Below are 21,160 nucleotides of genomic sequence, written 5' to 3'. Positions count from 1 at the left end.
GACCCGGGCGGCCCGCGAGGCGCTGGGACGCAGGCTGGGTCAGCGACTGCAGCCGGCCGAGCGCAGGCGGGTCCGCAACCAGCTCGACCAGCTGAAGGCGCGCACCAGCCGCGAGGCCGACTCGCGTGCGGCACGCGCCGAGCAGGGGTACCGCGACCAGCCGCTCCTGCAGGCCACCCGTCGGGAGACCGTGCTCGACGCGGGGTCCGACAACGCCCGCCTCATGAACGACATCTCCCGGATGCAGCGGGAGTTCCCGCACGCCGACGTCCTTGCCGCGGGGCAGGGGGCCGGCACGGGCCTGCGTCTCGCCCAGTCCGGCCATCGGCTGGGCGTGGTGAGCGACACCGGATCGGCGCTCGCCGGCCAGAGCGAGCTGTTCCCGGGCAAGCCCTACTCGCACGAGTTCGAGGATTTCAAGAAGAGCTGGGACCCGCTTCGGTGAGCGGCTCCGTATCGAGGACCTCGGCGGCGCGGGCTCGGCGGCGCGGGCAGCAGACCATGACCGGCAGCACGCCGACCGTCCGCGAGGCGACGGGCTACTCGCTCGTCCTGCCGCCGGGGTGGGTGCAGATCCCCCTCGACGAGGACGCCGCCCCGGCGGTGCGGCGGCTGCTCGACCGCGCGTTCAGCGACGTGCCGCCCGACATCCCGCCGGACACGATCGCCTCGCTCCGCCGACGACTGGAGGGCCGGTTGACGGCGACCCTCGCCGCCGCACGCCGCACCGGGGGCACCGAGCTCTACCTGCCGACAAAGCGGATGGGCGGCGTCCTGGTGCCGGCCTCGTTCGTCGTGGGTGACGTCGCCCCCTGGACCGGTGACGGGCGCGGCGATCCCCGCGAGCTGGTACCCCGCGTCCTGACGCGCATGCTCGCGGACGACGACGACGCGCGGGCCGTCGAGGTGGACGGCGCGCCGGGCGTGCGCACCGAATCGACGGTGGCCCCCGACGCCGACGGCGAGGCGGCCCTGTCGGCCGCGTCCCGGCGGGTCGACTACGTCGTCGCCGTCCCCGGACGGGCCGGGCGGTGGCTGTCGGCCTCCTGCACGGTCCTCGAGGCCGCGGACGACGAGCACGACCTCACCGGCCTGCTCGTCGAACTGTTCGACGCCGTCATGACCACCTTCCGGTGGGCTGCGCCGTGAGGACGGTGGACGTCCACCTGCCGACCGACACCTGGATCGGGATGCCGGGCGAGTGGTCGGAGGAGACCTGGCCGGACCCCCGTGACTGGGCACGCGAGGTGGCCGAGATCGTGTGGGCCGATGCCGCGCCCACCGACGGGCTGGGACCGGACCACCTGGCACTCGGGCTGGCGATGCTGGCCGAGGGCCCGTTCGCGACCGACCCCGCGCGGCGGACGTTCCTCTGGCTGCCCGGGCCGACGAGCGCGCTCCTGCCCGTCCACCTGGAGGCCTGCGCCGCGGATGGCGACCGCGACGACGCCCTGCGCGAGCTGACCCGGGCCGATGCAGCGGGGGCCGTCGAGCGGCCGATCGTCGAGCCCTTCCTGTCTGGCCACCTGGGCGAGGGGCTCCGGGTGCTCCGCTACGCCGTCGACCCCAGGGACGGCGCGGTGGTCCTGACGCTGTCCTACGCCTGGCGCGCCGACGGACTCGACGTGCTGCTCTGGCTCTCCACCTTCGACACCTCGCTCGCCTTCCGGGCCATGGACGACGTCGACGACCTCGCCCGGTCCGTCCACCTCGTCGACGACTGAACGGGTCAGGCCGTCACGCGGTCGGAAGCTCGGGTACCGCCACCGTGAGCAGCCGGCTGTCGCCCAGGTGTAGGAGCCCGCGGCCCGGCTGCACGGGCTGACCCACGGCGCTGCGCGGGATCCGGACGCCGATGAGATCGCCGTCGGTCCCGCCCTGCGGGGAGAGGAGCAGGCCCTGCCGGGACTTCTTGGCCTCCACCTGCCAGCCGGACAGCCCGGTGCAGATGCTCTCGGCGTTGCCCGCCAGGACCAGCGCCCGCCCTGGCCCGGCGCCGCCCCTGAGGACGTCCCGGAACACCTCGGCGGCCGGGACGTCGCGCAGCACGTCACCGTCGTCGAGCAGGACGACGAGCGGCCGGCCGGGCTCGGCGGCCAGCAGCTCCCGCCACAGCTGGGCCGGGGCCGACGCCTCCTCCAGCACCGCCAGCACCCCGGGGCGGCCGGCGAACCTCCGCAGCGGTGAGGGCCTGGGCGCGCCGAGGACGACGGCCGCGCCCTGGCGGAGCAGGGACTCGGCCATCACGGCCAGCGCCGTGCTCTTGCCCGACCGGCCCGGGCCGGCCACCACGAACGCCGGTCCCGGCCCGCTGCTGAGGTCGGGACCGACGCCCGCGAGCTCGTCGCCGCCGATGCCGACCAGAGCCAAGGATCGGCCGGACTGCCCGGGCCGCATCTCCCACGCCTGCTCGAACGAGACGCGGGCGGGCAGGACGTCGACCCGGAACGGGCGACCGGTGCCCGGCAGCTGCGCCTCGCGGAGCTGGGCGGCGCGCGCGATCTCCGCGATCGCGGCCGCCTGTCCCTGCCCCGAGTCGTCATCCGAGAGCAGCGCGACCTGCGTCTCCACGGCGCCGTCCACGGTGAGACCGCGGCCCGGCGGCACCGAGGCGGGCACCTGCCGGGCGCTGATGCCCACGAGGGGATAGTCGCCCCGGTCGGCCAGCCGCAGGACCAGCTTGTTGTCGGTGAGCGAGGCCAGGCGCGAGGTGCCCAGCGACCGGTCCCCGGTGATCACCACCGACAGACCGACCGAGGCGCCCTCCCGGACGATCGCCATCAGGATGTCGGTCAGCCGGCCGCCGTCGATCTCCCCGAGGGTCGCCGTGAAACCCTCCCACCGGTCGAGCAGCAGGACGATGCGGGGCAGGCGGCACTCCGGCGGCGACTCCCGGCGCTGCTCGACGACATCGGTGAACCCGCCCTCGGCGAGGACCTGCTGACGGCGGTCCAGTTCAGCCTTCAACCGGTCGAGCAGCCGCACCGCCCGCTCGGTCTGCGTCCGCTGCACGACCGCTCCGCAGTGCGGCAGGTCCTGCAGCGGCAGGAGCGCACCATTCCCGCAGTCGAGGCCGTACAGGTGCAGGTCGCGCACCGGGCACCGCGCCCCGGCCGCGCCGGCCAGCGTGCGGAGCACCTGGGACCGGCCGCTCGTGGGCGAGCCGATGACCAGCAGGTGGCCGTCGGTCGAGGGGTCGAAGGCGGCGACCCGCCGCTCCTGCTGTGCCGGGAGGTCCTGCAGGCCGAAGGGCAGCCGGATCGGTCCGCCCGGCGGCTCGGGGAGGTCCGCCGCCAGCAGCCGCTCGGGCAGCGCCGCAAGCCAGGGACTGCGCTGGGCGGGCACGCCGTCGGCGACGGCGGCGTCGCGCACCGCCGACACGAGGACCGAGAGATCGGTGACCTCGACATCGGAGACCCCGGCGGCTCGCACCGGCCTGATCGGGGCCGGATGGCCCAGCCGCTGCCAGCCCAGCGCAACGACGAACGGCACCGCGGCGGCGATCGCGCCCTGTCCCGGCCGGCGGCCGCCGATCCGCCCCGCCTGGAAGGGCACCAACCCGCCGTGCCCGAGCCGGGCGAGGCCGCGCCCCGGCGCCGACTTCGGGATGCGGGCGGCGTCCGGGGCGTCGAGGACGTCGCTGCTGTCGGCCGCGTCGGTCACCCGCAGCGAGATCCGCAGGTTCGTGTTGGCGCGGATCTCCGGGGAGACGACGCCGCTCGGCCGCTGCGTGGCCAGCACCAGGTGGATGCCCAGGGAGCGCCCCCGCTGGGCGATGTCGACGAGCCCGGTCACGAAGTCCGGGAGCTCGCGTGCCAGCGAGGCGAACTCGTCGATCACGATCAGGAGCCGGGGCAGCGGAGCGTGCTGCGCGGGGTCGCGGACCTGCAGCTCGAGGTGGTCGTCGATGTCCTTCACCCCCGCGGCCGCGAGCCGGTGCTCGCGGTAGCGCAGCTCGGCGCTCAGCGAGGTCAGTGCGCGCTCGACGAGGTGGCTGTCGAGGTCGGTGACCATGCCGACCGTGTGCGGGAGGTCGCTGCAGTCCTTGAACGCGCTGCCGCCCTTGTAGTCGACCAGCACGAAGTTCAGCGCATCGGGCCGGTTCGTCACCGCGAGCGAGGCGATCATCGTCTGCAGCAGTTCGGACTTCCCGGCGCCGGTCGTCCCCGCCACGAGCGCGTGGGGTCCGTCGGTGCGCAGGTCCAGCCCAAGCGGCCCGTCCAGGCCGGCCCCGACGATCATCCGCGTCGTCCGCCCCCTGAGCTGCCAGCGGGCGCGGACGGCGTCCACGGTGGGGGGCTCCAGACCGAGGAGGTCCAGCAGCCGGACGCTGTCGGGCAGGACGGCGTCGTCGTCCTCGACGCTGACGTCCCGCAGCGGGGCGAGGGCCCGGGCCGCGGTCCCGGCCAGCTCCGCCGACACCGGCTCCGCCAGCACGCCACGCACCGGGTCGTGTCCGCTGCGGCGGACGTCGACCACCGCGTCGTCGTCCGGGTCGAAGACGGCCGTCGCCGTGCAGGCTTCGGGAAGGAAGCGCTCCTCCTCGTCGGCGCAGACGGCGTAGACCCCGACCGCCGGGCCGTCCTGCAGCACCTGGGCCAGGCCGGGGGTTGCCCGGAGCGTGCGGAACCCGTGGACGACGAGCACGTGGGCGGGGAACGACTCCGGCTCGATCCGCCCGACTCCCGACCTGGCGGCCTCGCGGCGGGCGCGCACGAGCGCGGTCAGCTCGGCGACCCTGGCGGTCACCGTCTCGGCGTCGTTCCCGACGAACGCGACCGGGCCGTCGCCGTCGGCCGGGCGGGCGTGCGGCAGCCAGCGGACCCAGTTCCAGTCCGCGCGTCCCCGGGGTGCCAGGACGGTGAGCGCGAGGTCGCGCGGCGGATGGTGGACGGCGAGCTGGAGCACCACCCAGCGCAGCAGGCCGGACAGCTGGTCGGCAGGCCCGGAGAGCCCCAGCACGCCTGCCTCGCGCAGGGGGACGACCGCCGGTACCGCCCGGACCGTCCGCTCCCCCTCGTCGGCGACGCCGTGCCGGCTCGTCACCTCCACCTCGGCGGGCAGGTCGGCCGTGCCGAGGCGCAGGTCGAGCGCGTCCGGATCGGTCCGCCGGCGTTCCCACAGCCGCCTGCCCGGCAGCACGGCGGTGAACATCGCAGCCGCCGGGTCGGGGTGGGCCGCCCTCCGCCGCTCGGTCTCGTCGGCCACGGCGGCCGCGATCCTCTCCTGGGCGGTCGCCAGGTCGCGCTCGTAGCGCTCGCGTGCCAGCCGGTTCTCCCGCGCGGTCTGCCGGCGGTCGGACACCGCGTTGCCGATCATCATCAGCGGGCTGGCGATCGCGAACATCAGGTACAGCGGCGACCGCATCACCAGCGCCAGCACCACGCCGAGGGCCAACGGCGCGAGCACCATGATCATCGGGATCCGGCGGGGCTCCCGGGCGTGCGGCTCGTCGGGCAGCGGGATGCGCACCGGCCGGTCCGACGGCAGCAGCCGGGGTGCGCGGACGAACGCCCGCGTGCCCGGGCCGGCCGGCTCGATCGCCGCGTCCGAGGCCGGCGCCGGGCGCAGCACCAGCGCGGTGTCGCCCAGGCGGACCACCTGCCCCGGCTGAACGGGCACCGGCTCGTCGCCCACCTCGACGCCCTCGAAGGTCGTGCCGTTCGAGGACCCCAGGTCGGCGAGGGCCGCGCCGTCGGCGGTGACCCGGAGGACCGCGTGCCGGCGGGACATCGACCGGTCGGAGAACCCGACGGTGCTGCTGCGACCCAGCTCGTGCGTGCCCACCGGCAGCTCGGCGACCAGCCCGCTGCCCGGACCGCTGACCACGTGCAGCTGCCAGCCCCGGCCTGGTCCCCGCCGGCACTCCTCCCCCGCGGCGGCCTCCGACAACGCGACGACGCTGCCGTCGACCAGGGCGCTCTCACCGACCGGCAAGTCGTCCGGGAGCCGCTCGCCGGCGAGGAAGAGGCCCTCGACGGGCACGCCGGCCGTCTGCCCGAGAGCAGCGGCGACCGCGGCCACCGGGACGTCGTCGTCGACGTCGATCCCCACGTCGAGCAGGCCGTCGTCGGGCAGCGCGACGCTCAGCTGCACCCGCACGCGCCGTCCCCCGCTCGTTCCTGGCCTGCTCCGTTCCGTCCGACTCTGCGCCACGGCGGCCGCTCCCGGCAGCCGTACGAGGTCTCATCCAACCGATCGTGTCGACGCACCGGGCACCGTCGTGACGTCATATGGCTTGCAAATGACGTCATAGTGATGTCACAGTGTCGCCATGGACCTCTCCCCCTACGTCGATCAGCTCCGCCGGGAGCTGGTCGCGGCCGCCGAGGTCGGTGGCGACGAGGCGCGCGCACTCGCCGAGCGGCTCACCGCACCGCTCGAGGCCTCGCTCCGACTGGCTCTGCTGAGCGCGCTGTCGACCGCCGCCGAGGAACTGACGACCCAGCTGGCCCCCGGCGCCGTCGACGTCCGGTTGCGGGGCGGGGACATCAGCTTCGTCGTCAGCCTCCCGCCGCCGGACGAGTTCGCCGACCGACCCGTCACGGAGGAACCGCCTCCCGCGCCCGACGGGGACGAGGGGGCCACGTCGCGGATCACCCTCCGCCTGCCCGAGCAGCTCAAGTCCCGCATCGAGGACGCCGCCGGGCGCGAGGGCTTCTCAGTGAACACCTGGCTGGTCCGCGCCGTCACCCGCGCCCTGACCCCCGGCGAGGGCCCCTCGGACCGACGGCGCAGCCGGTGGTCCGGTCAGCAGTACTCCGGCTGGGTCCGCTGACCCTCGCCGCGCCCCTTCTCCCCGGGAGATCAGCCATGCCGACGTTCGCCACCCCGTCCCCCGTCCACACCCGCGTCGAGGTCGGCGGCGGCTCGCTCCGCGTCCGCGCCACCGACCGTCCCGACACCGTCGTGCAGGTGCGCCCGGGCAACCCCCAGAGCTCGGCCGACGTCTCGGCCGCCGAGCAGACGCGCGTCGAGTACGCCGACGGGCAGCTCCGGATCAGCGCGCCCCGGCGGCCGCGCCTGCACTTCTTCGGCGGCATGCCGACGGTCGACATCGAGGTGTCCCTGCCCGAGGGGTCCCGCGTGGAGGTCACCTCCACCGCCGGCGACGTCGACTGCGAGGGCCGCCTCGGCGACGTCCGGATCGACACGAAGTACGGCGACATCCACATCGAGCGGACGGCGTCCCTGCACGCCCGCACGACCGCCGGCGACATCTCCGTCACCGCGGTGGACGGCGACGGCGACGCCGGCACGGCCTACGGCGGGATCCGCGTGCGGGAGGCCGGCGGCGATCTCCGGCTCGACTCCGCGTGCGGGGACATCGACGTCGACCGCGCCCTGGCCTCGGTCTCCGCCTCGACCAAGTACGGCGAGGTCCGCATCGGCCAGGCCGTCCGCGGCTCGCTGGTCCTCGAGACCGCCTACGGCGCGGTCGAGGCGGGGATCCGGGAGGGCACCGCCGCCTGGCTCGACGTCGAGGCCGGGTCCGGCCGCGTCCGCAACCTGCTGACGGCGACCGAGGGCCCCGAGGGAGCCCAGGAGACCGTCGAGATCCGCGCCCGCACGTCCTACGGCGACATCGTCATCCGCCGGGCCTGAGAGGACCAGACCATGAACCCCACCCCCGCCATCGCCGTCACCGGCCTGCGCAAGTCCTTCGGCCCAAAGGTGGTTCTCGACGGCCTCGACCTCACGGTGCCGGAAGGGACGGTCTTCGCCCTCCTCGGCCCGAACGGGGCCGGCAAGACGACCACAGTCGACATCCTGTCCACCCTCACCCCCGCCGACGGCGGGGAGGTCTCCATCGCCGGGCACGACCTCCGCCGCGAACCGGAGGCGGTGCGTGCCTCGATCGCCCTGACCGGCCAGTTCTCCGCGGTCGACGACCTGCTGACCGGTCGTGAGAACCTCAAGCTCATGGCCGACCTGCTGCACGTCGGCCGCCGGGAAGGGCAGCTCCGGGCCACCGACCTGCTGGCGCGGTTCGAGCTCGTCGACGCCGCCGACCGGGTGCCGAGCACCTACTCCGGCGGCATGCGCCGGCGGCTGGACCTCGCGATGGGACTCATGGGCGACCCCCGGGTGGTCTTCCTCGACGAGCCCACCACGGGTCTCGATCCGCGCAGCCGCCGGGCCATGTGGGACGTCGTCCGCGGGCTCGTCGCCGACGGCGTCACCATCCTGCTCACGACCCAGTACCTGGACGAGGCCGACCAGCTGGCCGACCGCATCGGCGTCCTGGACGCCGGCCGGCTGGTGGCCGAGGGCACCGCGGACGAGCTCAAGCGGATGGTGCCCGGCGGCCACGTCCGGCTCGACTTCGCCGGGCCGGAGCCGCTCGACCGGGCGGCCTCCGTCCTCGGGCTGCCGCCGGCCGACGAGGGGGCACTCGCCCTCGAGGTCCCCGGCGACGGCAGCGTGGCCGCCCTGAAGTCCCTGCTCGCCCGCCTCGACGACGCCGGCGTCGAGGTCGCCGGACTCACCGTGCACACCCCTGACCTGGACGACGTCTTCCTGGCCCTCACCGGCCGCCCGACCCCCGCAGAGGTGACCTCGTGACCACGCTCGGAGTCACCGTTAACGACTCGGCGACGATGCTGCGCCGCAACCTCAAGCGCGCCGTGCGCTACCCCGGGCTGACCGTGATCGTCGCCGCGATGCCCATCGTGTTCCTGCTGCTGTTCGTCTTCGTCTTCGGCGGGACCCTCGGCGCCGGCCTGGGCGCCCCCTCCGGCGGCCGGGCCGAGTACGTCGCCTACGTCGTCCCCGGCATCCTGGTCCTCGCCATCACCGGCGGCGCCCAGGGGACGGCGATCGCGATCGCGATGGACATGACGGAGGGCATCATCGCCCGGTTCCGCACCATGTCCATCGCCCGCGCGTCGGTGCTCACCGGGCACGTCGTGGGAGCCGTGATCCAGACGCTGGTCGGGCTGGCCCTCGTCGTCGCCGTCGCCCTTCTCGTGGGCTTCCGGCCCGACGCGAACCCCGTCGAGTGGCTGGCCGCGATCGGGGTGCTGGCCATGACCAGCTTCGCGCTGTCCTGGCTGTCGGTGGCCATGGGCCTGTCGACGAAGACCGTCGAGGCGGCGAGCAACCTCCCGATGCCGCTCATGCTCCTGCCGTTCTTCGGCAGCGGCTTCGTCCCGGTGGAGTCGATGCCGGCCGGTCTGCGCTGGTTCGCCGAGAACCAGCCGTTCACGCCGATCATCGAGACGATGCGCGGCCTGCTCACCGGGACGGCGATCGGCTCCAGCGGTCTGGTGGCGACGGCGTGGTGCGCCGGCATCGCACTGGTCGGCTACCTCTGGGCGCGCCGGAACTACGAGCGCCGTCCCGCCCGCTGACAGCCGACGGCGTGTCGGGAATGGGCGGGGCTCCCGGGTGGCTGCACCCGGTGAGCACCGCCCCCTCCCCCTGTCCTGGCCCGAGAGGTCGCGCATGCCCACGTTGCTGTCGTCCCGCCCCGTCCCCGACGTCCGGACGGCCCCGCGTCCCCGTCGCCGCGTCCCCCTCCGCCTCCTGGCGGCCGGGGCCGGCCTGGCCGTGCTCGTGCCGGTCGGGATGAAGGTCGCGAGCTGGCTGCCCGACGAGCCGTTCGGGCAGGAGGTCGTCGACAGGAGCACGACGCCGCTGGTGCTCGCCCTCCAGGACCTGCACGAGTACCACGCGGCGACCGGCACCTTCCAGGTCGTGGTCGACCGGGAGCTGGACACCCGCTACGTGCCGGCGGTCATCAGCGGCGAGCGCGTCGAGTTCCTCGCCACGGGGACGGCTGACGCCTCGGTCGACTTCACGGGCCTGGACGCCGGCCGGGTCGCCCTCTCCGCCGACGGCACGTCGGCCACCATCGAGCTCCCCGCGCCGCGGGTCGGCGAGGTCCGGATCGATCCGGAGCAGAGCCACGTCCTCGACCGCGACCGGGGGCTGGTCGAGCGGCTCGGCGACGCGCTCGGCGACAACCCCGTCGACGACAGCGAGCTCTATGCGCTGGCCGAGGACCGGCTCGCCGCAGCGGCCGAGGAGAGCGACCTGCGGGAGCGGGCCGAGACGAACACCCGCGCCATGCTGACCGGCCTGGCCCGGTCGCTCGGCGTCGACGAGGTCGAGGTCAGCTTCGCCGAACCGGACGGGAGTGCCGGCTGAACCGGTGAACACCGGAGGCCCGGAACCGACTCGGTTCTGGGCCTCCCGCGTTCACTGCCTCAGGGCGTAGGTCTTCAGCAGGCCGCGGCTGATGATCGTCTTCTGGATCTCGCTGGTGCCCTCGCCGATGAGCAGGAACGGCGCCTCGCGCATGAGGCGCTCGATCTCGTACTCCTTGGAGTAGCCGTAGCCGCCGTGGATCCGGAAGGACTGGGTGGTCACCTCGGCGCAGTACTCGCTGGCCAGCAGCTTGGCCATGCCGGCCTCGACGTCGTTGCGCGAGCCTGCGTCCTTCAGGCGGGCGGCCTTGACCATCAGCGCGTGCGAGGCCTCCACCTTGGTGGCCATCTCGGCGAGCTGGAAGGCGATCGCCTGGTGCTGGGCGATCGGCTTGCCGAAGGTCTCTCGCTGCTGCGCGTAGGCGATGGCGAGCTCGAAGGCCCGGATGGAGATGCCGCAGGCGCGGGCGGCGACGTTGACCCGCCCGACCTCGACGCCGTCCATCATCTGGGCGAACCCGCGGCCGGGGACACCCCCGAGGATGTCGGTGGCCTTGGCCTGGTAGCCGTCGAAGACCAGCTCGGTGGTGTCGACGCCCTTGTAGCCCATCTTGTCGATCTTCCCGGGGATGGTGACGCCGGGAACGACCTCGCCGAAGCCCTCCGGCTTCTCGACCAGGAACGTCGTGAGGTTCTGGTGGGCCTTCTCGGCGCCCTCGTCGGTGCGCACGAGCGCGGCGACCAGGGTGGAGCTGCCGCCGTTGGTCAGCCACATCTTCTGGCCGTCGATGACATAGGTGCCGTCGGCCTGCTTCGTCGCCTTGGTACGGATGCCGGCGACGTCGGACCCCAGGCCCGGCTCGGACATGGAGAACGCGCCGCGCACCTCACCGGTCGCCATGCGCGGGAGGAAGCGCTCCTTCTGCTCGTCCGTGCCGTGCTGGATGAGCATGTAGGCGACGATGAAGTGGGTGTTGATGACACCCGAGACGCTCATCCAGCCGCGGGCGATCTCCTCGACGACCAGCGCGTACGTCAGCAGCGACTCACCGAGACCGCCGTACTCCTCGGGGATCATCAGCCCGAAGATCCCGAGCTCCTTGAGCCCGTCGACGATCTTCTGCGGGTAGATGTCGCCGTGCTCGAGCTCCTGCGCGTTCGGAATGATCTCGCGGTCGACGAACGTCCTGACCGTGGACAGGATCTCCTGCTGGATGTCGGTCAGGTCGGCGGTCTGGGCCAAGCGGGTCAACTGTCGCTCCATTCGGGACGGCGGTGTCCGAGTTACCGGTGAGTATGGGCCACGTCCGGGGGACTCCCGGCGTGTGCCTGCTCACGCTCCAGGCCTGCGCGTGGTGGAGTACCGCGACCGGCGCCGCCGGGCAGGAAGGACGTCATGCCGAGCTCCGACGACAACCTCTACCGAGGCGATCCGCCGTCCGCGCCTCCGCAGTACGCTCCGCAGCCGGCCTACGGCCCGCCGCCCGGCTACGGCCCGCCGCCCGGCTACGGCCCGCCGCCCGGCTACGGGCCGCCCCCGGGCTACGGGCCGCCGGGCTATCCGCCGGTGTACGTCCGCCCCACGAACACGATGGCGATCCTGTCGCTGGTCATGGCGTTCGTCTTCGCCCCCGCCGGCCTGGTCCTGGGGATCGTGGCGCGCAAGCAGATCCGCCGGACCGGCGAGGACGGCGACGGCCTCGCCCTGGCCGGCATCATCGTCGGTGGCATCATCACCGGGATCTACGTGCTGCTGATCCTGTTCTGGATCATCGCCTTCGCCTCGCTGACCAACGGCTCCTTCGGGCCGTAGCTCATTCCTCGGGCGGGGTGAAGGACGACGTCCGCTCCATGCCGGCCGCGCGGCCCTTGCCGGCGATGACCAGGGCCATCTTGCGGCTGGCCTCGTCGATCATCTCGTCGCCGAGCATGGCCGAGCCCTTCTTCCCGCCGGCCTCCGACGTCGCCCAGTCGTAGGCGTCGAGGATCAGCTCGGCGTGGTCGTAGTCCTCCTGGGACGGCGCGTAGATCTCGTTGGCCGCGTCGATCTGCCCGGGGTGCAGCACCCACTTGCCGTCGAAGCCGAGCATCGCCGAGCGCTTGGCGACCTCCTCGAAGGCCGGCACGTCGCGCACCTGCAGGAACGGTCCGTCGATGGCCTGCACGCCACGGGCCCGGGCGGCCATCAGGATCTGCATGAGGATGTAGTGGAACGGGTCGCCCGGATAGTCCGGGTGCAGGGCGCCGACCACGAGCGACTTCATGTTGATGCTGGCCATGAAGTCGGCCGGGCCGAAGATGATCGTCTCGATCCGCTCGCTGGCGAAGGCGATGTCGTTGACGTTGATCAGGCCCTGCGCGGTCTCGATCTGCGCCTCGATGCCGATCCGGCCGACCTCCAGGCCGTTGGCCTTCTCGATCTGGCTGAGCAGCAGGTCCAGCGCCTTGACCTGGGCGGCGTCGGCGACCTTCGGCAGCATGATGCAGTCGAGGTTCGCGCCGGCTCCGCCGACCACCTCGAGCACGTCCTGGAACGTCCACTCCGTCGTCCAGTCGTTGACGCGGACGGTGCGGATCTTGTCGCCCCAGCCGCCCTCGTTCAGCGCCGCGACGATGTTCTTGCGGGCACCGGGCTTGGCCAGCGGCGCGCACGCGTCCTCGAGGTCGAGGAAGACCTGGTCGGCGGGCAGGCCCTTCGCCTTCTCCAGGAACCGGGGGTTGCTGCCGGGGACGGCGAGGTTGGAACGACGGGAACGAAGCTCGGCCACGGGTCCTCCGGGATGGTGGGTGGGTCGGAGACAGGGCTTGTCAGGTGGTCTGTCAGCTACCGGAGAGTAGCCAGGGCCCTTCCCGGTCGCTGACCGCCCGGACCGGTCGCCTGCCGACTTGTGGTCGATGACACGCACCGACTCGCCGGTTCGGGCGACAACAGGTCAGCAGTCGGCGCTCAGGTGGCCGGCTCCACCAGGGTCGTCGGCCGGCTCGCGCGCACGACGAGCGCCACGCCGGCGACGACGAGGGCCACCCCGGGAAGAGCCAGCAGCGGCGGTACCTGCCCGAGCAGCGCGAGGGCGAACAGCAGCGCACCCGGCACCTCGAGCAGGACGGCGAGGCTCACGACCGTCGGCCCGACCGACGACAACACCAGGTTGAGCAAGGTGTGCCCGAACAGCTGCGCGGCCACGGTGATGGCAGCGATCAACCACCAGTCGCGCCCGGTGAACCCACCGAGCGGCGCGCCGACGACCAGCGCCGACACCGCGATCACGACCGCGCAGACCGAGTAGCAGACGACTGCGTACGCGGACGTGGCGAGCCGCTGCCGGGCTCGCGCACCGGAGAGCACGTACCCACCCGCGCAGATCGCGCCCAGCAGGGCGAGTCCGTCGCCGGCGAGCGCCTCGAGGCTCACCGTCACGTCGACGCCGACGATCAGGACGACGCCGACGAAGGCGAGCAGCAGCCCCCACCACACGGCCGCTGGCAGGCGCACGCCCGAGATGCGTGCGGCGAGCGCCGTCCAGATCGGGGTGGTCGTGACCAGCGCGACCGAGGCGGCCACGGTCGTCATCGACAGGCTCGGCAGCCAGGTGGCGAAGTGCGCGGCGAGGAAGAGCCCGGCCACCACGGAACTGCGCAGGTCGCGCCACCGCAGGCAGGTCAGGGTGGCCCGCTCGCGGGTGAGCAGCACCGGGACGAGGGCGGCCGCGCCGGCCGCATTGCGCCAGAACGCCAGCGCCAGCATCGGCGCGGTGACCATCGCGGTCAGCGGCGCCGACAGCGAGACCCCCACGACGGCGAGCGACAGCAGTCCGACGTCCCGGGGCCCCGGCCGGTGCAGCGCCCAGGCCTGCGCAGCCGCGGGGCGGCTCACGCGGGTACGCGGATGCGGCCACCGGCCACGGGGACGACGGACCCGCGGACGGTCGCCGCGATCGCCGTGCCCCCGGAGGCGGTCACCGTGCAGGAGAGCACCGACGGGCGCCCCAGCTTGTCGCCCTGGCGGACCGTGTAGGACGACGTCCCCTCCCCGGCTAGCAGGCCGCTCTCGACCAGCCAGACGCCCGTGCCCAGGGCGGCCGACCCGGTCGCGGGGTCCTCCCCCCAGCGCAGGTCGTTCGCGAAGACGCGCGCGTAGGCGGTGGAGGTCGCCGCGTCCCAGGAGAGGACGGAGACGCCCTCCCCCACGCCCAGCGCGTCGAGCGCTGCCTGGTCCGGCACGGCGGCGTCGACCAGGTGCGGCGCGACGGAGAGGTACGCGAAGGGGAGGCCGCAGCCGGCGACGTCGGCCGGCAGGCCCGTGGCGTCGGCGGGGCTCAGCCCGACCGCCCGGGCCAGCTCGGCCGCGGCCGGCCCGTCCTCCAGGGTCGGGCGGCCGCCGGTGAGCTGCGCGCCGTCGTCGTCGACGACCAGGTCGAGGACGCCGAGGCCGCACTCCTGCCGCAGCGTGCCGGCGCCGAGCCGGCCGGTGCGCACCAGCGTGTGGGCGGCACCGACGCTCGGGTGCCCGGCGAACGGCAGCTCGGCGAAGGGCGTGAAGATCCGCACGCGGTAGTCGGCGCCCGGCTCGGTCGGTGCGCAGACGAACGACGTCTCGGAGAGGTGGAACTCGAAGGCGAGCGCCTGGCACTGCTCGGTGCTCAGCGCGTCGGCGTCGAAGACCACGGCCAGCGGATTGCCCGCGAACGCGCGCGGGGCGAAGACGTCGACGATCTCGTAGTCGAGAACCTCCGGGGACGACACGCCCCGACGGTAACCTCACCGATCGTGACCTCCGCGAGCAGGGCGTACGTCTCCCGGCTCGCCGGGCTGACCGTGTTCGACCCCAACGGCGACCGCGTCGGCAAGGTGCGGGACGTCGTCGTGGCGCTCCGGGTCGGATCGGCCGCGCCCCGCGTGCTGGGCCTCGTCGTCGAGGTGGTCGCCCGCCGGCGCATCTTCGTCCCGATGGGCCGGGTGACCGCGGTCGACCCCGGCGCGGTGATGCTCGCGTCGGGCACGCTCAACCTCAAGCGCTTCGAGCAGCGGGCCGGCGAGACGCTGGTGCTCGGCGAGCTGCTGGACCGGACGGTGCGCATCCTCGAGTCGGGCCGTCCCGCTCACGTGGTGGACGCCGGCATCGAGCAGACGCGCACCGGCGACTGGGTGCTCTCACGGCTCGCCGTGCAGGAGCCGGGCCGCCTCGGCCGCCGCGGGCAGCTGCACCAGGTGTCGTGGGACGAGGTCGAGGGGCTGGCGCTGCCGCAGACCGGCCAGGGGGCCGAGACCCTGATCGCCACCTACCGCGACCTCAACCCCGCCGACGTCGCGCACGCGCTGCAGGAGCTGCCGATCAAGCGACGGCACGAGGTCGCCGAGGCGATGGACGACGAGCGGCTGGCCGACGTCCTGGGCGAGCTGCCCGAGGCCGAACAGATCGTCATCCTGGGGACTCTGGAGGAGCGCCGGGCCGCCGACGTGCTCGAGGCCATGGACCCGGACGACGCCGCCGACCTGCTGGCCGAGCTCTCCAACGTCGACCGCAACCGGCTGCTGGAACTCATGGAGCCCGACGAGGCCGAGCCGGTGCGCCAGCTGCTCAAGTACTCCGAGGACACCGCCGGCGGCATGATGACCAGCGAGCCGGTGATCCTCACGCCCGACGCGACGATCGCCGAGGCGCTCGCGCGGGTGCGCGAACCGGAGCTGACGCCGTCCCTGGCCAGTCAGGTGTACGTCTGCCGGCCGCCGGCGGCGACACCCACCGGCCGCTACCTCGGCCTCGCCCACATCCAGCGGCTGCTGCGCGAGCCTCCGTCGAGCCTGGTGAGCGGCGTCCTCGACGACCTCGAGCCGCTCAAGCCGGAGGCACCGCTGGCGGAGGTGACGCGCTACTTCGCGACGTACAACCTCGTCGCCGCCCCGGTGGTCGACGCGCAGGGCCGGTTGGTGGGCGCCGTCAGCGTGGACGACGTGCTCGACCACCTGCTGCCCGACGACTGGCGCGAGCGGGCACGTCGTGGCTGACGCGCCCCGGCTCGACATACCCCGCAGCAGGACCCGCAGCCTCACCGGGTTCCTGCGGCTCAACCCGGACGCCGTCGGCAACTTCGCCGAGGGCATCGCCCGGTTCCTGGGCACCGGCCGGTTCCTCGCCGTCCAGACGATCATCGTGATCGTCTGGATCACGCTGAACGTGGCCGCCGTCCGGCTGCGCTGGGACCCGTACCCGTTCATCCTGCTCAACCTGGCGTTCTCGACCCAGGCCGCCTACGCCGCGCCGCTGATCCTCCTCGCGCAGAACCGGCAGGCCGACCGCGACCGGGTGCAGGCCGAGGAGGACCGCGCGCGGGCCGCCTCCGTCCGCGCCGACACCGAGTACCTCGCCCGCGAGCTCGCCTCGCTGCGCGTGGCGGTCGGCGAGCTGGCCACCCGTGACTTCATCCGCAGCGAGCTGAGCCGGGTGTTCACCGAGGACGAGGACGCCGAGAAGCGCGAGAAGAAGTCGAAGAAGAAGCGCGACCAGGGGGCGCTGACGAGCGCCGATCCCACGGGGTAGGAACGCCCCCTCCGCTGCGCACTCCGCGTCCGCCCTCGAGCCGCTGCGCGTGGAGCACGCCGCCGAGGCCGGGCTGTCCCCCCGAGCACCCCCGTCGACGGCGAGATCCGCTGGGTCGACGGCTGGGAACTGTCGGAACCCGGCGTTACGGTCGGGCCGTGCGATCACCCGGCAGGACGCACGCCGTGGTGCCGTCCCCGATCGGCCCGCTGACCGTCGTCGGTGCGGACGGCACGCTGCTCCGCGTCGCCATGTCGCCGCCGGCCGCCCTCGACCCGGAGGTGCTCGGAGAGCGGAGCGACGAGGAGATCGCCGACGCCGCCCGCCAGCTCGGCGAGTACTTCGCCGGCGACCGGGCGACGTTCGACCTGCCCCTCCGACCGGTCGGCAGCGACTTCGAGCTGGCCGTGTGGCACCAGCTGACCCTGATCCCCTACGGCGAGACCCGGTCCTACGGCTACGTCGCCAGGGCGGTCGGCGAACCCGGCGGCGCACAGGCCGTCGGGGCCGCCAACGGGCGCAACCCGCTGGCCGTCGTCGTCCCCTGCCACCGGGTGATCGGGGCGGACGGCAGCCTCATCGGCTTCGGCGGCGGACTGCCGCGCAAGCGGTTCCTGCTCGACCTCGAGCAGCGCGCCGACCGCCTGTTCTGACCCGGGCCGTCAGGACACGACCGCGGCGAGGAGGTCCAGGCCGCGCCCGCCGAGCCACGCCATCGGCAGTGTCAGGACGAGCGCCCACACCCGTGTGCTGCCGTGGCGGGGCAGCAGCAGGACGAGCACCACCGCCACGACGACGTCCACGACGAGCTGGATGCCTGCTCCGCGCCCCGCGAGGACGATGCCCGCGGCTGCGGCCATCAGCGCCCCTGGCAGCGGACCTGGCCGGCGGGTGCCCCACCACGCCGCCACCGCGGCGCAGGCGACAGCGGTCGCGGACAGCAACAGCCACACCGGCAGCAGCCGGTTCCACCCGAACCCGAGCACCCAGGCGGCATAGGCGTAGTAGGCCACCGTCATCGCCGCGAAGAAGACCGCGGCCCGGACGGCGGCGGTCCGCCAGGCGGGGGCGGCCCGCCCGATCAGCGCCACGGCGAGCACCCACGCGGCCGGATAGGAGCCGAGGTCGCCCGCCCAGCTCCAGCCGGACTCGTCGCCGACCTTGGCCGCGATCCCGGCGAGCAGGCCGAAGGCGGCGAACCCGCCGACGACGCGTCGATCCACCCGGACGCCGGACCGCTGGTCGAGCGTCATCCGGCGATGACGTGCACGAGCGCCCCCGCGGCACCCGCCAGCAGCAGGACGACGATGAACGGCGCGCGGAACGCCAGCGCGACCGCGGCCACCAGGAGCCCGGCCAGGCGGCCGTCCACCACGAGGGACTGCCCGCTGGCGAACGCCTGCACCGCGACGAGGGCGGCCAGCAGCGCGGCCGGCACGAAGTCGACGATCCGCGCGATCCACGGCTGCTCCACCCAGGCGGCCGGCACCGCCAGGCCGGCGAGCTTCAGCAGGTAGCAGCCCAGCGACGCGGCCAGGACCGCCGCCCACAGCGCCGCCCCGCTCACGTCTGCACCTCCCGGGTCCGCGGTCGCCCGGCGAGGCCCACTGCGACGACGGCCGCGACGACCTGCACTCCGGCCGGCACGAACGGCGTGAGCGCGAGGGCGACGGCGGCGCCGCCGATGGCGACCCGCAGCTGGACGCCGGCCTCCGGGAACCCCTTCCTCAGTCGGGGCCAGAGCAGCGCGAGGAAGGCGGCCGGGACGACGGCGTCGAGCGCGGCGAGCGCCGGCCCGGTGAGGGCGGCCGCACCGAGCGCGCCGATCACCGTCGTCGCGTTCCACATCAGGAAGATCGAGGCGCCGCCGGCGAGGAAGGCCAGTCGCGCCAGCGCCCGGTCGGGGGCCGCGATGGACAGCGCCGTCGTCTCGTCGATGACCCAGTGCGCCGTGCCCAGCCGGCGGAGGACGCCGCGCGGCTGCAGCAGCGGCAGCAGGCGCACGCCGTAGACCGAGTTCCGGGTGCCCAGCAGCAGGGCGCTGCCGACGGCGGCGAGCGCGCTCCCCCCGGCCCCCAGGACGCCGACCAGCGCGAACTGCGAGGCACCGGTGAACATCAGCGCCGAGAGGGTCATCGCCTGCCACAGGTCCAGCCCCGCCGCATCGGCCGCGGCGCCGAACGCCGCGCCGTAGAGCCCCACCGCCAACCCCAGACCGATCGCGTCGCGGAGGACCGACGATCGGGTGGGGGCGGACATGTCTGGCGACCCTAACGAGCCGCCGTGGCGCTCAGGTCACGCCACCTCGGGCAGCTGCCGGGAGCCGGCTCCTGCGGCGGCCTCGTCCAGCAGGTGGGCGGCTGCGGCCAGCTCGCGGAGCACCACGATTCCCGGACCGGCGACGAGCGGTACCCCGCCGTCCGCACCGAGGGCGGCGGCGGCCCGCCGGGCCTGTGCGGCGAGGGAGAGAAGGCGTCGACCGGCGGACGTGTGGCTGGACCAGCGTTCGACGGCGTCGTCCTGGGCAGCGGCCGACAGGGCGTCGTCGATCTGAGCGCGGAGGTCGTCCGTGCGGGAGGCGGAGGGGCTGAGGAGCGATGTCGTGGTCATGGCGACGACCCTCGTTCTGAGGGGTGCCTCCGGGCATCGGTCGACCGCGCAGTCCCCGGGTCGCCGCGGTCCCTAGGCGAAGCGCCCGCCGGTCTGAGGTACCTCAGACCACGAGTGCGCAGCAGATCACTCCGCCCCGGGCGGCGCTGTGGGCGTCCCGCCGTACAGTTGCAGGCGACCCGATCGTGCAGGTCGTCGCGTTCTCGCCGACCGCCGACCGGGGCCCCCGTCGAAGGAGACACACGCAACGATGTCCGACACGCTGACCGGCTCGCCGGCGCTCGACGCCGTCAACGCCGCTCTGGCCACCGTCCAGGACCCGGAGATCAACCGCCCGCTGACCGAACTGGGCATGGTCAAGGACGTGCAGATCGGCGCCGACGGCTCCGTCCGCGTCGACGTCTACCTGACCGTCTCCGGCTGCCCGATGCGCGAGACGATCACCAACCGCGTGACCCAGGCCGTGTCCGCCGTCCCCGGTGTCACGTCGGTGTCGGTCGTCCTCGACGTGATGAGCGACGAGCAGCGCGCCGAGCTGCGCCGCACCGTCCGCGGTTCCGACGCTGCCGAGCCGGTCATCCCGTTCGCCCAGCCGGGGTCGCTGACCCGCGTCTACGCGGTCGCCTCGGGCAAGGGTGGGGTCGGCAAGTCGTCGGTCACGGTGAACCTGGCCGCGGCGCTGGCCAAGCGGGGGCTGTCGGTCGGGGTCGTGGACGCCGACATCTACGGGCACTCGGTGCCGCGCATGCTGGGCGTCGACGACAAGCCGACCCAGGTCGACAACATGATCATGCCGCCGCAGTCCTACGGCGTGAAGGTCATCTCGATCGGCATGTTCACGCCGGGCAACACCCCGGTCGTGTGGCGCGGGCCGATGCTGCACCGGGCGCTGCAGCAGTTCCTCGCCGACGTGTGGTGGGGCGACCTCGACGTCCTGCTCATGGACCTCCCGCCCGGCACCGGTGACGTCGCGATCTCGGTCGCCCAGCTGGTGCCGAACGCCGAGATCCTCGTCGTGACGACGCCGCAGCTCGCCGCGGCCGAGGTGGCCGAGCGGGCGGGCGCGATCGCCACCCAGACCCACCAGCAGGTGGTCGGCGTGGTCGAGAACATGTCCTGGCTGGAGCTGCCCACCGGCGAGCGCATGGAGATCTTCGGCTCCGGCGGCGGCGAGGCCGTCTCCGACGCGCTGACCCGCACCCTCGGTGCCCGGGTGCCGCTGCTCGGCCAGATCCCGCTGGACACGCGGTTGCGCGAGGCCGGCGACGCCGGTGCGCCGATCGTCCTGGCCCAGCCCGACTCCCCGGCCGCGCAGGCGCTGGAGAAGATCGCCGACGGTCTCGCCGTGCGTCAGCGCGGGCTGTCCGGGATGTCGCTCGGCCTCACGCCGGTCCGGAAGTAGCGCTCAGGCGGCGTCGGCCTCGGCGGCCTTCTTCAGCCGCTCCAGCGTCGCGACGATGCCCTCCCGGTTGCGCTCGTAGAACTTCGCCCGGCGGACGACGGCGTCGGTGAGCGTGTTGGCGCGCGTGGTGTCGAACGTCTCGGTGACCGTCGTCCCGCCGTCGGCGGTCGGTTCGAGCTCGTAGCGCCAGCGGTTGGCGGTGAAGTGCCGCCAGGCGATCCGGCGGTCGGCCTCGTACTCCACGACCCGGTTCATGATCACGTACGGGACGTGGAAGAGCTTCATGCGGACGGTGAAGGTCTGGCCCTTCGCCGTGATCCGCTCGGGTCCTGAGATGACCGAGCCGACCGAGCCGGACCCGTCGATGCGGTTGTGCTGACGGGGGTCGGCGAGGATCCCGAAGACCACGGCCGGCGGCGCGTCGACGGTGATGCTCTCGGAGATCAGCTGGTCGGTCAC

Annotated in this window: 23 protein-coding genes; 13 read left to right on the top strand and 10 right to left on the bottom strand. The window is 73.8% G+C overall.

The annotated features are described in order from the left end of the window. The 3 genes from E4P40_RS27940 to E4P40_RS05720 form a co-directional block, all read left to right on the top strand. A partial coding sequence (locus tag E4P40_RS27940) for a hypothetical protein (RefSeq protein WP_167762120.1) occupies positions 1–445 on the top strand: 445 nt, incomplete at its 5' end. 56 nt (positions 446–501) lie between these two features. Next, entirely contained in the window at positions 502–1,149 is a 648-nt protein-coding gene (locus E4P40_RS05725; RefSeq protein ID WP_135157929.1) for a hypothetical protein, read from the top strand. Next, entirely contained in the window at positions 1,146–1,724 is a 579-nt protein-coding gene (locus E4P40_RS05720; RefSeq protein ID WP_135157928.1) for a hypothetical protein, read from the top strand. The genes E4P40_RS05725 and E4P40_RS05720 overlap by 4 nt, the downstream gene beginning before the upstream one ends. A 13-nt stretch (positions 1,725–1,737) precedes the next feature. On the opposite strand, the gene E4P40_RS05715 is transcribed toward E4P40_RS05720, so the two are convergent. Beyond that, complete coding sequence (locus tag E4P40_RS05715; protein WP_135157927.1) at positions 1,738–6,102, bottom strand: FtsK/SpoIIIE domain-containing protein; 4,365 nt, start codon at positions 6,100–6,102, stop codon at positions 1,738–1,740. A gap of 172 nt (positions 6,103–6,274) precedes the next feature. Between E4P40_RS05715 and E4P40_RS05710 the strand changes: the two genes are divergently transcribed. From E4P40_RS05710 to E4P40_RS05690, 5 genes are all read left to right on the top strand, one after another. Next, positions 6,275–6,778: a hypothetical protein gene (locus tag E4P40_RS05710; protein WP_135157926.1), complete on the top strand. Its 504-nt coding sequence runs from the start codon at positions 6,275–6,277 to the stop codon at positions 6,776–6,778. Between the two features lie 35 nt (positions 6,779–6,813). Then, positions 6,814–7,605, top strand: coding sequence for a DUF4097 family beta strand repeat-containing protein (locus E4P40_RS05705; RefSeq protein WP_135157925.1), 792 nt, complete (start codon positions 6,814–6,816; stop codon positions 7,603–7,605). 12 nt (positions 7,606–7,617) lie between these two features. Next, complete coding sequence (locus tag E4P40_RS05700; protein ID WP_135157924.1) at positions 7,618–8,565, top strand: ATP-binding cassette domain-containing protein; 948 nt, start codon at positions 7,618–7,620, stop codon at positions 8,563–8,565. After that, positions 8,562–9,353 (top strand): ABC transporter permease, encoded by a 792-nt coding sequence (locus tag E4P40_RS05695; RefSeq protein ID WP_245160158.1) that lies wholly within the window; start codon positions 8,562–8,564, stop codon positions 9,351–9,353. Before E4P40_RS05700 ends, E4P40_RS05695 begins: the two co-directional genes overlap by 4 nt. 94 nt (positions 9,354–9,447) lie before the next feature. Continuing rightward, positions 9,448–10,152, top strand: coding sequence for a DUF4230 domain-containing protein (locus tag E4P40_RS05690; protein WP_135157923.1), 705 nt, complete (start codon positions 9,448–9,450; stop codon positions 10,150–10,152). Positions 10,153–10,203: 51 nt separating this feature from the next. On the opposite strand, the gene E4P40_RS05685 is transcribed toward E4P40_RS05690, so the two are convergent. Further along, complete coding sequence (locus E4P40_RS05685) at positions 10,204–11,403, bottom strand: acyl-CoA dehydrogenase family protein (RefSeq protein ID WP_135157922.1); 1,200 nt, start codon at positions 11,401–11,403, stop codon at positions 10,204–10,206. A 144-nt stretch (positions 11,404–11,547) separates the two neighbouring features. Between E4P40_RS05685 and E4P40_RS05680 the strand changes: the two genes are divergently transcribed. Then, entirely contained in the window at positions 11,548–11,964 is a 417-nt protein-coding gene (locus E4P40_RS05680; protein ID WP_135157921.1) for a DUF4190 domain-containing protein, read from the top strand. A 1-nt stretch (position 11,965) separates the two neighbouring features. Here E4P40_RS05680 and E4P40_RS05675 read toward each other — a convergent pair whose 3' ends face one another. The 3 genes from E4P40_RS05675 to E4P40_RS05665 all read right to left on the bottom strand — a co-directional run bounded on the left by E4P40_RS05675 (position 11,966) and on the right by E4P40_RS05665 (position 14,894). Then, positions 11,966–12,919, bottom strand: coding sequence for a CoA ester lyase (locus E4P40_RS05675; protein WP_135157920.1), 954 nt, complete (start codon positions 12,917–12,919; stop codon positions 11,966–11,968). A 179-nt stretch (positions 12,920–13,098) separates the two neighbouring features. Continuing rightward, positions 13,099–14,025 carry a DMT family transporter gene (locus E4P40_RS05670; protein WP_245160157.1) on the bottom strand — a complete coding sequence of 309 codons (927 nt, stop codon included), beginning with the start codon at positions 14,023–14,025 and terminating at the stop codon, positions 13,099–13,101. Then, a complete protein-coding gene (locus tag E4P40_RS05665) occupies positions 14,022–14,894 on the bottom strand; it encodes a PhzF family phenazine biosynthesis protein (protein ID WP_135157919.1) in 873 nt (290 codons plus the stop codon). Before E4P40_RS05665 ends, E4P40_RS05670 begins: the two co-directional genes overlap by 4 nt. 24 nt (positions 14,895–14,918) lie before the next feature. On the opposite strand from E4P40_RS05665, the gene E4P40_RS05660 reads away from it, so the two are divergent. The 3 genes from E4P40_RS05660 to E4P40_RS05650 all read left to right on the top strand — a co-directional run bounded on the left by E4P40_RS05660 (position 14,919) and on the right by E4P40_RS05650 (position 17,342). After that, positions 14,919–16,157, top strand: coding sequence for a CBS domain-containing protein (locus E4P40_RS05660; protein ID WP_135157918.1), 1,239 nt, complete (start codon positions 14,919–14,921; stop codon positions 16,155–16,157). Beyond that, a complete protein-coding gene (locus tag E4P40_RS05655; protein WP_135157917.1) occupies positions 16,150–16,689 on the top strand; it encodes a DUF1003 domain-containing protein in 540 nt (179 codons plus the stop codon). The genes E4P40_RS05660 and E4P40_RS05655 overlap by 8 nt, the downstream gene beginning before the upstream one ends. A gap of 158 nt (positions 16,690–16,847) precedes the next feature. Then, complete coding sequence (locus E4P40_RS05650) at positions 16,848–17,342, top strand: methylated-DNA--[protein]-cysteine S-methyltransferase (RefSeq protein ID WP_245160156.1); 495 nt, start codon at positions 16,848–16,850, stop codon at positions 17,340–17,342. A gap of 9 nt (positions 17,343–17,351) precedes the next feature. Here the strand turns inward: E4P40_RS05650 and E4P40_RS05645 are convergent, their stop codons facing one another. From E4P40_RS05645 to E4P40_RS05630, 4 genes are read right to left on the bottom strand one after another with little or no spacing between them, the layout of a single operon-like run. Next, positions 17,352–17,942, bottom strand: a complete 591-nt coding sequence (locus E4P40_RS05645) for a hypothetical protein (protein WP_135157916.1) — start codon at positions 17,940–17,942, stop codon at positions 17,352–17,354. After that, the gene (locus E4P40_RS05640) at positions 17,939–18,256 is read right to left on the bottom strand and encodes an AzlD domain-containing protein (RefSeq protein ID WP_135157915.1); all 318 of its coding nucleotides are present in this window, start codon (positions 18,254–18,256) and stop codon (positions 17,939–17,941) included. Before E4P40_RS05640 ends, E4P40_RS05645 begins: the two co-directional genes overlap by 4 nt. Then, positions 18,253–18,948, bottom strand: a complete 696-nt coding sequence (locus E4P40_RS05635; RefSeq protein WP_135157914.1) for an AzlC family ABC transporter permease — start codon at positions 18,946–18,948, stop codon at positions 18,253–18,255. The genes E4P40_RS05640 and E4P40_RS05635 overlap by 4 nt, the downstream gene beginning before the upstream one ends. Positions 18,949–18,984: 36 nt before the next feature. After that, positions 18,985–19,299: a hypothetical protein gene (locus tag E4P40_RS05630; protein WP_135157913.1), complete on the bottom strand. Its 315-nt coding sequence runs from the start codon at positions 19,297–19,299 to the stop codon at positions 18,985–18,987. Positions 19,300–19,549: 250 nt separating this feature from the next. On the opposite strand from E4P40_RS05630, the gene E4P40_RS05625 reads away from it, so the two are divergent. Continuing rightward, complete coding sequence (locus E4P40_RS05625; protein WP_135157912.1) at positions 19,550–20,701, top strand: Mrp/NBP35 family ATP-binding protein; 1,152 nt, start codon at positions 19,550–19,552, stop codon at positions 20,699–20,701. A gap of 3 nt (positions 20,702–20,704) precedes the next feature. Here the strand turns inward: E4P40_RS05625 and E4P40_RS05620 are convergent, their stop codons facing one another. Beyond that, entirely contained in the window at positions 20,705–21,160 is a 456-nt protein-coding gene (locus E4P40_RS05620; protein WP_167762119.1) for an SRPBCC family protein, read from the bottom strand.

This window comes from Blastococcus sp. CT_GayMR20 (assembly GCF_004570345.1).
The sequence above is the reverse complement of the archived record's forward strand: the minus strand, read 5'-3'. Positions and strand labels throughout refer to the sequence as shown.

What these genes read in the sequence shown, in the direction of transcription:
- E4P40_RS05725 (WP_135157929.1), top strand. Translation starts at nt 502, where the DNA reads ATGACCGGCAGCACGCCGACCGTCCGCGAGGCGACGGGCTACTCGCTC.
- E4P40_RS05710 (WP_135157926.1), top strand. Translation starts at nt 6,275, where the DNA reads ATGGACCTCTCCCCCTACGTCGATCAGCTCCGCCGGGAGCTGGTCGCG.
- E4P40_RS05705 (WP_135157925.1), top strand. Translation starts at nt 6,814, where the DNA reads ATGCCGACGTTCGCCACCCCGTCCCCCGTCCACACCCGCGTCGAGGTC.
- E4P40_RS05700 (WP_135157924.1), top strand. Translation starts at nt 7,618, where the DNA reads ATGAACCCCACCCCCGCCATCGCCGTCACCGGCCTGCGCAAGTCCTTC.
- E4P40_RS05690 (WP_135157923.1), top strand. Translation starts at nt 9,448, where the DNA reads ATGCCCACGTTGCTGTCGTCCCGCCCCGTCCCCGACGTCCGGACGGCC.
- E4P40_RS05680 (WP_135157921.1), top strand. Translation starts at nt 11,548, where the DNA reads ATGCCGAGCTCCGACGACAACCTCTACCGAGGCGATCCGCCGTCCGCG.
- E4P40_RS05645 (WP_135157916.1), bottom strand. Translation starts at nt 17,942, where the DNA reads ATGACGCTCGACCAGCGGTCCGGCGTCCGGGTGGATCGACGCGTCGTC.
- E4P40_RS05635 (WP_135157914.1), bottom strand. Translation starts at nt 18,948, where the DNA reads ATGTCCGCCCCCACCCGATCGTCGGTCCTCCGCGACGCGATCGGTCTG.
- E4P40_RS05630 (WP_135157913.1), bottom strand. Translation starts at nt 19,299, where the DNA reads ATGACCACGACATCGCTCCTCAGCCCCTCCGCCTCCCGCACGGACGAC.
- E4P40_RS05625 (WP_135157912.1), top strand. Translation starts at nt 19,550, where the DNA reads ATGTCCGACACGCTGACCGGCTCGCCGGCGCTCGACGCCGTCAACGCC.